The organism is Ideonella sp. BN130291, assembly GCF_036231905.1.
Lineage (GTDB): Bacteria > Pseudomonadota > Gammaproteobacteria > Burkholderiales > Burkholderiaceae_C > CAMLIZ01.
Map to the genome: position 1 here is coordinate 549699 of NZ_JAZARE010000003.1, position 12718 is coordinate 562416.

Below are 12718 nucleotides of genomic sequence, written 5' to 3' on the forward strand. Positions count from 1 at the left end.
TTTCGCTCAGAAGCGGACCAGCGCGCTCAACAGCGCGGTGCGCCCACGCACCGGCGTGGCCCGGCCGGCGCTGGCGGCTTCGAAGTACGCCTTGTCGCTCAGGTTCTGCAGGTTCAGGCGCAGCTCGTAGTTCTTCTGCAGGTAGGCCACGGTGGCGTCGTAGCGGGTGAAGCCGGGCAACTGCGCGGTCTCGAAGTTGTTGAGCCAGCGCTCGGCCGAATACAGCACGCCGCCGCCCACTTCCCACTGCGGCGTCACGCGGTAGGTGGTCCACACCGTCGCCTGGTGGCGCGGGGTGTTGGGCGTCGACTTGCCTTGGGCGGGGATGTTCAAGTCCACACCGGTACCCTGCTCCGGCGACTTCACGATGCGGCCTTGCAGGAAGGTGTAGCCACCGAACACCTGCCACGCCGGCGTGATGCGGCCGGCGGCGGTGAACTCCAGGCCCTGCACGCGCAGGCGGCCTGCCGTCACCTGCACATTGCCAGTGCCATCACGGGTGCGGGCATTCGTCTTTTCAGTGCGGAAGAGTGCGCCGGTGAGCGTGAGTTCGCCGTCCAGCAGGTCCCACTTGACGCCCGTTTCCACCGAGCGGTTCTTCTCCGCGTCCAGGGCGCCGGTGCTCGCGCTTTGTGTCACCGCTTCGGCCGACGGGTTGAAGGACGTGCCGTAGGAGAGGTACCAGGATTGCGCGTCATTCGGCTGGTAGATCACGCCGGCGCGCGGCGTCCAGGCGGTCTCCGATTTCGGCGTGGCCGGCAAGGTGGTATCGGCCGGGAATGGCGGCGTCGCCGTCGGCAATACAGCCAGGTCCAGCTGCGAGCTCGCCTTGAAGCGCTCGCCGCGCACACCCACCACCAGCTTCCACTGCGGCGTGATCTCCACCTGGTCGTTCACGTACAGCGCCAGCGTGTCGGCTGTGGTGACCAGCGTGCGGGACAGGGCCCGTTCGCCACTGCGTTCGCCCAGGGAAGGGTTGCCGAGGTTTACGGTCGCGTTGGCCGTCGCGGTGTTCCACACGTACCGGTCCTCGCGGTTTTCGTCGCGCGCGATCTCCACGCCGGTGGTCAGCGTGTGCGCCATGCCGCCCGCGTTGAACTTGATGTTCAGGTCGGTCTGGTTGGCGATCGTCTTGTCCTTGAGCACGCGGTCGCGGTCCTGCCGCGGCGCCTGCAACTGCTCCAGCGGATCGTTCAGCGACGGCACTCCGCCGCCGATGCGGCTGACCGTGCCCAGCGGCGACGGCGAGGCCTCGGTGGTGTTGTGGCTCACCAGCGTGCGGTTGCGCAGCGTGGTGCTGGCACTCAGCTTGTGCTGCACCACCGCCGTGAGCAGGTTCACCGACTGGTTGAAATGGTCGTCGGCGTAGCCGTAGAAGCGGTCCGCAGGCGCATGGATCGGCTCGCGCACCGTGCCGGCGCCATTGCGGCTGACGAAGGGAAAGCCGTAGTCCGGCAGGTCACGGTTGCGCTGGATCAGCGCCGACACCGTCACCTCGGTGGGCGTGTTGATGCCCAAGCGCACCGAGGGCGCCACGCCCCAGTCGCGGTTGCGGGTGACGTCGCGGGTGGACTGCACGTCCTGCCCGAACACCGACAGGCGCGCGGCCGATGTGTCCGACAGCTGGTGGTTCACGTCCGCGCTGACCCGGTAGTAGTCGTCCGTGCCGACCGTCACGCCCACTTCGCCGCGCTCGCGCAGGTCGGGCTTCTTGGTGATCTGGTTGATCACGCCGCCGGTGGAGCCGCGCCCGAACAGCATGGACGACGGGCCCTTGAGCACCTCGATCGCCTCCAGCGAGAACACGTCGCGGCTGTACTGGCCGCGGTCACGCAGGCCGTCGAGGTAGATGTCGGTGCGCGCCGAGAAGCCGCGCAGGTTGATGTTGTCGCCGATCACACCGCCCTCGCCCGCGCCCAGCGTGATGCCGGGCACGTTGCGCAGGGAGTCCTTCAGGGAGGCGGCGGCCTGGGAATCGAGCATCTTGCGGTCGATGACCGTCACCGACTGGGGCACGTCGCGCAGCGGCGTCTCGAACTTGGCGCCGGTGGCCGCCACGCCGTTGTCCCGTTCGCGGGTGGCGCTGGCCTTGATCTCCGGCAGCGCCGCCTCGGGCTCGTCCTTCTTGGGCGCCTGCTGGGCGTGCGCGGTGCCAAAGGCCAGGGCCAGGGCGGCAGCGCGCAGGCTGAGCGGGACGGCGGTGGGGTTCACAGGTCAGGTCTCCAGGTCAAAGGTCAAGGGAATCAGGGCCCAGCCCGACAGCGGCGCGCCGTTGTGCGTGGCGGGTTTGAAGCGAGCGTTCTGCACGGCCTGCACAGCCGCCTCGTCCAGGCGGGCATGGCCGCAGGACTGGCTCACCTGCACGTTGCGCGGCAGGCCGGCCTCATCGACGAACACCCGCACCACCACGCGGCCGGCCTCCCCGGCGCGGCGCGAGGCACGCGGGTAAACTGGCACCGGGGGCTGCAGGTACTGCAGCGCCGAGGCGGGCAGCATGCGCGTGGCCGACACCGGCTCAGGCGCTGCCGAGGCAGGCGGTGCCGGCGCCGCGGCCACCGTGATGGCTGGCGCCGGGGCCGCGGGCGCATGCATCACCGCCGCTTCCACCGGCGCTGCCTGCGGCACGGGCGGGGGCGGAATGTCGATCGGCGGCAGGGGCAGCCGCTCGGGCATGTGCACCGGCCGGTCCGGCGCGGCTGGCGGCGGCGGCGCGGACACCAGGTTGACGGTCAGCGGAGACGGCGGCGGCACGGCGATACGGAGCCGCCCACCCTGCAGCAGGGCGGAAGCGACCACTGCATGCACCAGCAGGATCGCCCCCACCACGATGATGCGTTGCCGGCGCTCGGGCGTGCCGGGCGGGCGGGCAAAGGCAAACGGTGTGGCGAACATGGCGTGTTGGAGATCGAAGCGGCGCGAACTCTAACACGAATGCGAACAATTCTTATTTGATAGTTGTCAAGACGCGCCCCGGACCGCGTGGCGGGGTCCAGCCACCGCACTCTCCATCAAGGGGGTGCGCACGGCGTTCCGCCATGCGCGGCCGCTCACTGCCGCTGCACGTAGGCCGCCACGAAGCTGCGCCGGGCCCGGTCGGGGAAGACCACCGTCACCTCCTCACCCGCTACCTGCGCCACCTTGCCTTCGCCATAGCGCGGCACCCGCACGTTGTCGCCCGGCTGGAAGGCGGCCACCGGCATCGGCGCCTTCTTGGGCCGATGGAAGGCATCCTCCTTGGCCACCGCCGGCTGCACCGGCGGGCGCAGGCAGTTGTCGCAATGGCCGCAGCGCTGCTCGAAGGGCATGGGCTCGTCGAAGTACTCCAGCAGCACGCGCCAGCGGCAGAACCCCGTCTGCGCATAGAAGACCATGCGCTCCAGCGCCTCCTGGTCGCGCTCGGCCTTGTGTTCGTAGGCCGACGCCAGCTCGGCCAGCACGGTGTGGCCCGCTGGCCGCTCGCGGCGCCGGTGCCACACCCGGTTGCGGTCGCAGGACACGACGCCACCGTCGCGCAGCAGGTTCAGTGCCACCGCAATCCGGTTGGCGGGCACGGCGGGCAGGCGGCCATCGATGTCCCCCACGGCCAAGCCGGCCTCTGCGCGCTCCAGCACGTCGACCACCTGGCGCAGCTCCTCCGCGGTGGGGTAGCGGCGCGCCAGGAAGAACTGCTGCACCTGCCGGTCCTTGCGGAAGAACACCAGCGCGCAATCGGCCGGCTCTCCGTCGCGGCCCGCGCGCCCGGCCTCCTGGTAGTAGGCCTCCGGGCTGCCGGGCATCTGCCAATGCAGCACGAAGCGGATGTCCGGCTTGTCGATGCCCATGCCGAACGCGTTGGTGGCCACCATGATGCGCGCCTCGCCACTCATGAAGCGGTCCTGGTTGGCATGCCGCTCGGCGGCGGGCAGGCGCCCGTGATAGAGCGTGACCGACTCGCCGGCGGACGCGAGGCGCTCGTGCACTTCGATGCAGGCCTTCACCGTGGCGGTGTAGACGATGCCCCCACCCTGCGCCTTGCGCACGGCTTGCAGCAGGCGGTCGAATTTTTCCGCTTCGTTGGTCACCTGCACCACCTGCAGGCGCAGGTTGTCGCGGTAGATGCCGGTGTTCACCAGGTGCAGCTCGGGCCGCTTGAGCTTGTGGCGGATGTCCTCCACCACCGCGGGCGTGGCCGTGGCCGTGAGGGCCAGCACCGGCGGCTGCCCCAGGGCTTCCAGGGCGGTGCCGATCTCCAGGTAGGCCGGCCGGAAATCGTGGCCCCACTGCGAGATGCAGTGCGCCTCGTCCACCACCAGCAGCGCCACGCGCTGGGCCGCCAGCGCCTGCAGGAACTCCGCATCCGCCAGGCGCTCCGGCGTGGCGAAGACGATGTCACTCTCGGCCTCGGCAATGCGTTCCATCGAGGCACCCTGCTCGCGCCGCGGCTGGGCGCTGTTGAGTTGCTCGGCGGCGACGCCGGCTTCCTCCAGCTTCTCCGCCTGGTCCTTCATCAGCGAGATCAGCGGCGACACCACGACGGTGGTGCCGTCCAGGTGCAAGGCCGGCAGTTGGTAACACAGGGACTTGCCTGCGCCGGTGGGCATCACGGCCAGCGTGTCCTTGCCCTTGAGCACACGACCTATCACTTCCTGCTGGCCGCTGCGCAGCTCCGTGAGGCCAAACGTCTCTCGCAGCGAACGGCGTACTGCTGCCGGTATCGGGGGGGTCATGGGGGCTTTTGGGCAAGCCGCATACCCGTGTTCCAAGACCCACCGACGAACATGGTCAAGCACAATTCAATTGCACGCAATACAATTGCCGCCATGGCCCGCACCCTTCCATCCAAGAGCACCCAGGAGCAATGGCTGCAGCTGGACCACCAGCTGTGTTTTGCGCTGTACTCCTCGTCGCTCGCGATGACCAAGCTCTACAAGCCGCTGCTGGAGCCGCTGGGGCTGACCTATCCGCAGTATCTGGTGATGTTGGTGCTGTGGGAGGGCGACGGCCTCACCGTGTCCGACCTCGGCCAGCGCCTGCAGCTTGACTCGGGCACGCTGACCCCGCTGCTCAAGCGCCTGGAGGCCGCCGGCCTGGTGCAGCGCCTGCGCGACAGCGCCGACGAACGCCGCGTGCTGCTGCGCCTGACCGCCGCGGGCCGCCACTTGAAGCAGCGTGCCGCCAAGGTGCCGCCCGAAGTGGCCTGCGCGGCCGGCTGCCCGCTCGATGAACTGGCTGCGCTCACCGCGCGGCTGAAGACCCTGCGCGACCAGATCGTGCAGGCGACCGTTTCCCCCGCGGCCTGACCGGCCGCAGCTTCTCCGCAACCCGAAAGGACCCACCATGGCTCTCGACAAAGTGCTCTACACCGCCCACGCCACCTCCACCGGAGGCCGCCAAGGCACGTCCCGCAGCTCGGACGGCGTGTTGGACGTGCAACTGGCCACGCCCAAGGAAATGGGCGGCGCCGGCGGCGCAGGCACGAATCCCGAGCAGCTGTTCGCGGCCGGTTATTCCGCGTGCTTCATCGGCGCGATGAAGGCAGTGGCACCCAAGCTTCAACTGAAGGTGCCCAACGACGTGAGCATCGACGCTGCGGTGAGCTTCGGCCCCCTGGCCGGTGGCGCCGTGGGTTATGGCATTGCCGTGGAAATGAACATCAAGGTGCCGGGCCTGTCGAAGGAACAGGCCGAGCAGCTGGTGCAGGCTGCCCACCAGGTGTGCCCGTACTCCAACGCCACGCGCGGCAACATCGACGTCAAGCTGAACATCGCCGCCTGAAGGCCTGTTCGCTGAGCGGCCGGCCTGCCGGTCAGGCCGCCGAAGGCGCCATCAGCTGCAGCATCAGCTCGATGCGCGCCTTCACCGGGGGCAAGGCGCCTGCCGAATCCAGCAGGCCGTCCCCCACCACCGCGCCGTTCACGCAGCGCGAACTGCGCAGCACCCTCACGCCGGCGAGCTGGGCGCGCTGCAGTGCCGCCTGCATGTCCCGGTGCACCGTGCCGTTTCCAGTGCCGGCCACCACGATGCCGCGCACGCCCTGGGCCACCAGCGCCTCCACCAGCCCGCCCGATGCGCCGGCGTGGCTGAGCAGCACCTCCACGCGCGGCCACCGGGCCACGTCGCTCGGCAACCAGGCCAGCCCCAGCGCCTGGCCCTGCGGCCAATCGCGGAACAGGCGCAGCCGCCCTTCTTCCATCACGGCCAGCGGCCCGGCGTCACCGGCGCTGAAGGCCTCGACGCGGTAGCTGTGCACCTTGCGCACGTCCTCGGCGGCCAGCACCTGGCCGTTGAGCACCGTCACCACGCCGCGTGCGCCGGCACAACGCGCGACGCGCACGGCGTCCAGCAGGTTCTGCGGGCCATCGGCCAGCAGCGCGGTGGCCGGCCGCATGGCCGCCGTCAACACCACCGGCTTGGGCGGCGCCAGCAGGCGGTGCAGGAAGTAGGCGGTTTCTTCCAGCGTGTCGGTGCCGTGCGTGATCACCACGCCTTGCACCTCCGGCCGCGCCAGCTGGTAGGCCAGATGCTGGGCCAGCAGCAGCCAGGTGGCGTGGTCCATGTCCTTGCTGTCCAGCTGTGCCACCTGCTGCGCTTCCAGCGCCTCGCCGGCCAGCGCGGGCACCGCGGCCACCAGCGCATCCACGCCGATCTGGCCGGCGGTGTAGCCGACGTTGTCGCCCGCCTGCGCCGAGCGCCCGGCGATCGTGCCGCCGGTGCCGAGGATCACCACCCGCTGCTTGTTTTGCATTTATTTGGACTCTGGATAAAAATACAGCCACTGGATAAACCACCAGCGCCACGAGAGACCCCATGGACGAACGCCCGAAACTCACCGAGCGCCAGCAGCAGATCCTCGATCTGGTGCAAAGCGCGATCGAGCGCACCGGCGCACCACCCACCCGGGCTGAAATTGCGGCCGAGCTGGGCTTTCGCTCCGCCAACGCAGCCGAAGAGCATCTGCAGGCGTTGGCCCGCAAGGGTGTGATCGAGCTGGTGGGTGGCACCTCGCGCGGCATCCGCCTGAAGTCCGAGACTTTACGCGCGCTCAACGAGGCCCGCGGCAAGCAGTTCAGCCTGCCGCTGCCCAGCCTGGCGCAACTGAGCCTGCCGCTGGTGGGCCGCGTGGCCGCGGGCAGCCCCATCCTGGCGCAGGAACATGTGGACCAGACCTACCTGATGGAAGCCAGCATGTTCGCGCGCCGCCCGGACTACCTGCTGAAGGTGCGTGGCATGAGCATGCGCGACGCCGGCATCCTCGATGGCGACCTGCTGGCGGTGCAAAAGGCCAGGGACGCCAAGAACGGCCAGATCGTGGTGGCCCGCCTTGGCGACGAGGTGACAGTGAAGCGCTTTCGCCGCACCCGCAGCACCATCGAGCTGCTGCCCGAGAACCCTGACTTCAAGACCATCGTCGTCACGCCGGATGAGCCGGGTTTCGAGCTGGAAGGCATTGCCGTCGGCCTCATCCGCAACACCATGCTGATGTGATGAAAACCGCCGTCAAAACGCCGAAGGCGCGCTCCGCCGAGGAGTGCCAGGTGCTGGAACAGTTGCCCAACATCGGCCCCTCGCTGGCCGCTGACCTGCGCCTGCTGGGCATTGCCCATCCCAGGGAGCTGGCCAACCGCGATGCCTTCGTGCTGTACCAATCGCTGTGCGCCAAGACCGGCCAGCGCCAGGACCCATGCGTGCTGGACACCTTCATGGCGGCCACCGACTTCATGCGCGGCGCAGCCCCGGCGCCCTGGTGGAACTACACCGCACAACGCAAGGCGCTGTACGGGCAGGTCTGACACGGCTTGAACAATGCTGGCGCGCCCGGCGGCGTGCTTCAGCACCTGGGGGGAACCGTCCTGTCGGAACCGTTCAATACGGGCGCGGCCGCACCACGCACAGTCCGGTTCGTTGCATCGCCCTCCCCTTCACCCTCGCAGGAGTCCCCTCATGGCTGCCACGCTGGCATGGTCGTTGTTTGCGCTCGGCATCGCGCACATCGTCTTCGGTTTCGTTCGCTTCAAGGAGCCGTTGCTGGGCGCGCTGGCCGACGGCTTCATCGGCCAGTTCGCAGCGCATGAATCCCGGCGCACCGCGTTCTGGTTCCTGATGGCCGGGCCGCAGCTCATGCTGGCCGGGCAGGTGGCCTTGCATGCGGTCTCGCACGGGCAGCCGGCCCTGCTGCGGCTGGTCGGCGCCTACCTGCTGGTGTGCGCGGGCATTGGCGTCGCGGCGTTTCCGAAGTCGCCGCTGCCGCTGGCGTTGCTGCTCGCGCTGCTTCTGCTGTTCGTGCCCCTCCCGTCTCAGCCCCAGATGCGGTAGGCCCAGTAGCGCTCGTCGTGCTGTGCCTTGGCCCACAACTCGGCCGGGCTGTGGCCGGTGATGTCGCGCACCTCCCGGCACAGGTGGGCCTGGTCGGCATATCCGGCACCTTGCGCAAAGTCCGCCCAGCCAGCCGACGGGCCGTCGGCACGGCGCAGTCGCCACGATGCCTCGGCGCGCACCAGGCGCTTCAATCGGCGCAGCGGCTGGCCGGCCCACAGCCGGACACGGCGCTCGACACTGCGTGCGCTGCGGCCCCAGCCGCTGGTCGCGGCCTGCAACAGCAGCGCCTGCGTCCAGTCGCCCACCTTGCCGGCCGGCACCCCGCCGCGGTGGCGCGCGGCGTGCCACCGCGGCTCCAGAAAGTCCTCGATCAGCGCCACACGGCTCTCGTCGTCATTCGACTGCAGCACCGCGTCGGCCAGCGTGAGCCAAGCACCGTCCAGTGCCGACGCCAGCGGCACGATGCGATCGACGAAAGCCGCGATGGGCATGCCGGTCAAGGCATGCAGCGCCTGCGGAAAGAGCAGCAGCTTGAAGGCCCGCACCGGCCCCGGGTTGTGGCTGATCGTCGGCCGGGTCTGCGGCCCGCGGAACAGCAGCGGGTCCTGCAGGGGACCGAGCACGCCCCGGTTCTCGAGCAGCATCTGCGCCCGGCCTTCGATGAACCAGTTCAGGCTGCACAAGGTCGTCGCAGGAAAGTGGTTGAAGCGCTGCCCGGCGGGCAGCGGCGGCAGGCCGGTGGTGTCGCGGACCACGTACGCCCGCACGCACGACGCCAGGCTGCGGCGAGGCAGGATCAATCGCGCAGTGCACGGTGCCGTCATGCCGACTCCTTGCGCTGTCTCCCTTCCCTTCAGCATGCACCACCCCTCACGGCGCACTCGCCGCGGGGCCACCGGCCGGGCCCGCGGCCGCGGGCCTGACCAGCAGCGTGTGCGCCGGCGCGCCCCGCCCCCACAACGGCAGGTATTCCACCCGGGCCCAGCGTTCGGCGAAGTTGCGGTACAGCGGCGAGCTCACGATGCCGGACTGTCCGCTGGAATGCATGAACCGCGACTGCGCCGGATCCGCCAGGTCGTAGATGGCGCGCAGCGACGGGCCGTGCTCGTCGAGGTAGAGCTCGCCGGTGGTGGTGTCGGGCCGCAGCGCCACCCGTGAGACGTTGACCGTGTAGGTGTCACCGCCCACCGGCGTGCGCAGCTCGAACCAGCGCGACAGCGCCTTCACCTTGCTGAACGGCCGGTGCTCCGAACGAGCCTGGTGCACGTCGCCCCAGCGCCATTGCGCCACGTCGTCGCCCAGCCGGGCCTGGAGCTCCGCGAGGGCCTCGTTCAAGGCCGCGTCGGCCTGGGCCGCGCAGGTTTCCGCGGCCGGCGTGGCCTTGTCGTCGCACCACCAGCCATCGTTGCGCGCCAGCACCCCCTCCAGCGCATCGCGGTAGCTGCGGCTGGACAGGCTGCGCTCATAGATCGAGCCGAGCTCGTCGGCGAACACACGTTGCGTGAGGTGGCGCGCCCAGGCCCAGAAGATGAGCGGCGCCGCGCGGTCGGCGGCCATGGTGCCGTCGAAGCCCTGCAGGTGCGTGCGGGCCGCCGCGGCCAGCGGGTGCGTGGCCTGGGCCTTCATCAGCCATGGCAGCAGCGGTGCGGCCGCGAGGGACTGCACGTCCGCCTGCATCGCGGCAAAGCTGTCGGCCGTGTGCTGCGGGCGCGCCTGCAGCAGGTGTTCGATGCGCTGCTGCCGGTACGGCAGGGCCCAGTCGTTGCCGAGGAAATACGGATAGTCCTTTGCGTGGATGCGCTGGTTGGCGGTGGCGATGAAGCCGCGCGGCGGGTCGGTCTCCCGCGGCGTGGCCTGCGCCGGCACAAAACCCGTCCAGTCGTAGCGGGCGTCCCAGCCCGGCACCGGCACCACGCCATGCAGGTCGTTGTCCGGGTGGCGCAGCGGCACGCGCCCTGCCGCCACGAAGCCGATGTGGCCGGCGGTGTCGGCCACCACCATGTTCTGCATCGGCGCCACCCACGCGCTCGATGCCGCGATGTACTGCTCCACGCTGGTGGCCCGGGTGGTGGCCAGGTTGGCGCCGATGGGCTCGGCGTCGGCGTCCAGCGCGGTCCAGCGCATGGCAATCGCATACGCCGGCCGCCCGGCCGGGCCGATGAGGTCGTCCGCCACGCCCGCGTCGGAGATCACCGGGCCGTGGCGGGTGCGGCGCACCTGCAGCTTGACATCCGGCTTGCCCTTGACGCGGATGACTTCGTCCACGGCGTCGAAGGCGGCCCACCCGTCGGGGGTCTGGTATTGCGATGGATCGTCCGGGTTGATCTTCTCCAGGTACAGGTCCTGCACGTCCGGGCCGGTATTGGTGAAGCCCCAGGCGATGTGCTGGCTCTGGCCCAGCACCACCAGCGGCAGGCCCGGCATGGTGGCGCCGGCCATCTTGAAGCCCGGCGCTTCCAGGCGGGCGAAGTACCACAGCGCGGGCGCCGACAGCTTCAGGTGCGGGTCGTTGGCCAGCAGCGGCTTGCCCGACTGGCTGCGTGAGCCGGCCACCACCCAGTTGTTGGAGCCCACGCCTTCCACGCCAGAGGGCGGCGCGGCCAGCCTGGCCTGCCGGCCGCCCGGATCGCCCAGCTTCAACTCGCGGAACAACGCGGCATAGTCGGCGGTGGCCAGCGGCTGGTCGCCCGGGTAGGGCGGCAGCAGCTCGTTGATGCGGTTCACCGGCAGCTTGAGCGCCAGGCGCGCCCGCAACAGCTCGGTGCCCCAGTTGCCGCCCAGGTCCCACGCCATCATCACGCCCCAGGCCAGGCTGTCCACCGGATCCCAGGCCTGGGGCTTCACGCCGAGGATCAGGAACTCCGGCGGCAGCACCTTGGCCTGGCGCTGCAGCACGGCGTTCACCCCGCGGGTGTAGGCCAGCAGCACCTCGCGCGACTCGCCCTGGGTGCGCTCCCACTGGGCCGCCGCAGCCCGGCGCACGCCCAGGGCGCGCAGGAAGCGGTCGGTGTCCAGCGCGCCCTCGCCGAAGGCCTCGGACAGCCGGCCGGCGCCGATGCGGCGGTGGGTTTCCATCTGCCAGAGCCGGTCCTGCGCATGGGCCACGCCCAGGCCGAACATCAGGTCCTGCAGGTTGCCCGCCCGGATGGTGGGCACGCCATCGGCATCACGCTCGATGCGGATCTCGCCCCCGGCACCGGGCAGGTCCAGCGTGCCGTCGGTCACCGGCAGCACCGCCCGGCTGTACAGCCAGAACGCGCCCGCCAGCAACAGCGCCAGGGCCAGCAGCGCCCACAGCAGGTAACGGATTCCCCTCATCACGCCCTCCCATCCGATGAACTGTGCGGTTTGCACGCCCTTTTCCGGGCTTTGGCCTGGCGGCCGGCCGCCAACAATGTCTCAAGTTTCCGGCAAACCGGTCGAAAGTCACAGTCATATGCTGTCCCTGCTGCTGCCCCGACCCACCCGGCGCGACTTCGCGCCGCCGCCGTCCACCCGCATGCGGCTGGAGGTCTGCCCGCCCGCCCTGCTGAGCGAGCCGGAGCCCGCCTACCGGCGCGCCCTGCGCTGGCTGGCCCCGCCGCAGCAGCCGGCCGGCGACACTGGCACGCAGCAGCTGCAAACGGTGCGGGAGGAGTTTGCCCAGGCGCTGGACGACATCGGCAGCCAGCACGCCGAGTTCCTGCAGCACCGCATCCGCCACATCCGCTCCATGCGCGAGCTGTGGCATGCGCGCTCGGAGATGTACGGGCTGATCGCCACCCGCCACACCCAGGCCGAGGCCGAACGCCGCATGGCCGCGCTGAACCGGCATTTCCCGACCCGCTCGCCGCGTTCGGGCTTTGTCCCGCTGGACTGAAAGAACCTTTACGCCGCCGGGCCGATGTAGTCCGCCTTGCCCAGGTCCACCCCGTTGTGGCGCAGCAGCGCATAGGCGGTGGTCACATGAAAGAACACGTTGGGCAGCGCAAAGTGCTTGAGGTAGGCCTCGCCCTTGAAGCGCAGCGGCTCGCCGGTGCGGCGCGGAATCTCCACCTCGCGCGTTTCGGAGCCTTCGAACTTGTCCGCCGGCACCGACTGGATGAAGTCCACCGTCTTGCGGATGCGCTCGCGCAGCTCGTCGATGGTCGCTTCGTTGTCCTCGTACTTCGGGATCTCCACGCCGGCCAGCCGGGCGACGCAGCCTTTGGCGTTGTCGGTGGCGATCTGGATCTGGCGGCTGAAGGGCAGCATGTCGGGCGCCAGGCGGGCGGCCAGGTAGACCGAGGGGTCGAACTTCTTCGCCTCGGCGTGCGCCACGGCCTTGTCCAGCCAGGTGTTCATGTTCTGGAGCATGCGCACAAAAACCGGCACGCTGGCCGAATGCATGGTGATGGCCATGGGGTGTCTCCTGTGGTTGGGTCGAAGTGCCGGATGCTAGCGA

Annotated in this window: 13 protein-coding genes; 6 read left to right on the forward strand and 7 right to left on the reverse strand. The window is 69.8% G+C overall.

Annotated elements, in window-relative coordinates; translation table 11 throughout:
• Positions 1–6: 6 nt before the first annotated feature.
• From VPH43_RS08830 to VPH43_RS08840, 3 genes are all read right to left on the reverse strand, one after another.
• Positions 7–2211 (reverse strand): TonB-dependent receptor, encoded by a 2205-nt coding sequence (locus VPH43_RS08830; protein WP_328577306.1) that lies wholly within the window; start codon positions 2209–2211, stop codon positions 7–9.
• 3 nt (positions 2212–2214) lie between these two features.
• The gene (locus VPH43_RS08835) at positions 2215–2892 is read right to left on the reverse strand and encodes an energy transducer TonB (protein WP_328577307.1); all 678 of its coding nucleotides are present in this window, start codon (positions 2890–2892) and stop codon (positions 2215–2217) included.
• 155 nt (positions 2893–3047) lie between these two features.
• Entirely contained in the window at positions 3048–4706 is a 1659-nt protein-coding gene (locus VPH43_RS08840) for a RecQ family ATP-dependent DNA helicase (protein WP_328577308.1), read from the reverse strand.
• Positions 4707–4799: 93 nt separating this feature from the next.
• Here VPH43_RS08840 and VPH43_RS08845 point away from each other — a divergent pair, with 93 nt between their 5' ends.
• Together VPH43_RS08845 and VPH43_RS08850 are read left to right on the forward strand one after the other, a co-directional pair.
• Entirely contained in the window at positions 4800–5279 is a 480-nt protein-coding gene (locus tag VPH43_RS08845; protein ID WP_328577309.1) for a MarR family winged helix-turn-helix transcriptional regulator, read from the forward strand.
• Positions 5280–5316: 37 nt separating this feature from the next.
• On the forward strand, positions 5317–5754 hold the full coding sequence (locus VPH43_RS08850) for an organic hydroperoxide resistance protein (RefSeq protein WP_328577310.1): 438 nt from the start codon (positions 5317–5319) through the stop codon (positions 5752–5754).
• 31 nt (positions 5755–5785) lie between these two features.
• Here the strand turns inward: VPH43_RS08850 and VPH43_RS08855 are convergent, their stop codons facing one another.
• Positions 5786–6724 (reverse strand): asparaginase, encoded by a 939-nt coding sequence (locus tag VPH43_RS08855; RefSeq protein WP_328577311.1) that lies wholly within the window; start codon positions 6722–6724, stop codon positions 5786–5788.
• 62 nt (positions 6725–6786) lie between these two features.
• On the opposite strand from VPH43_RS08855, the gene lexA reads away from it, so the two are divergent.
• The 3 genes from lexA (at position 6787) to VPH43_RS08870 (ending at position 8292) form a co-directional block, all read left to right on the forward strand.
• Positions 6787–7464 carry a transcriptional repressor LexA gene (lexA, locus tag VPH43_RS08860; protein ID WP_328577312.1) on the forward strand — a complete coding sequence of 226 codons (678 nt, stop codon included), beginning with the start codon at positions 6787–6789 and terminating at the stop codon, positions 7462–7464.
• Positions 7464–7769, forward strand: coding sequence for a helix-hairpin-helix domain-containing protein (locus VPH43_RS08865; RefSeq protein ID WP_328577313.1), 306 nt, complete (start codon positions 7464–7466; stop codon positions 7767–7769). The genes lexA and VPH43_RS08865 overlap by 1 nt, the downstream gene beginning before the upstream one ends.
• Positions 7770–7920: 151 nt before the next feature.
• Positions 7921–8292: a DUF6463 family protein gene (locus VPH43_RS08870; protein WP_328577314.1), complete on the forward strand. Its 372-nt coding sequence runs from the start codon at positions 7921–7923 to the stop codon at positions 8290–8292.
• Here VPH43_RS08870 and VPH43_RS08875 read toward each other — a convergent pair.
• Entirely contained in the window at positions 8274–9119 is an 846-nt protein-coding gene (locus VPH43_RS08875; RefSeq protein WP_328577315.1) for a helix-turn-helix domain-containing protein, read from the reverse strand. The genes VPH43_RS08870 and VPH43_RS08875 overlap by 19 nt on opposite strands.
• A 46-nt stretch (positions 9120–9165) precedes the next feature.
• Entirely contained in the window at positions 9166–11613 is a 2448-nt protein-coding gene (locus VPH43_RS08880; protein ID WP_328577316.1) for a penicillin acylase family protein, read from the reverse strand.
• A gap of 118 nt (positions 11614–11731) precedes the next feature.
• Here VPH43_RS08880 and VPH43_RS08885 point away from each other — a divergent pair, with 118 nt between their 5' ends.
• Complete coding sequence (locus VPH43_RS08885; protein WP_328577317.1) at positions 11732–12154, forward strand: hypothetical protein; 423 nt, start codon at positions 11732–11734, stop codon at positions 12152–12154.
• Positions 12155–12162: 8 nt separating this feature from the next.
• Here the strand turns inward: VPH43_RS08885 and VPH43_RS08890 are convergent, their stop codons facing one another.
• A complete protein-coding gene (locus tag VPH43_RS08890; protein ID WP_328577318.1) occupies positions 12163–12675 on the reverse strand; it encodes a DUF1993 domain-containing protein in 513 nt (170 codons plus the stop codon).
• Positions 12676–12718: the final 43 nt, after the last annotated feature.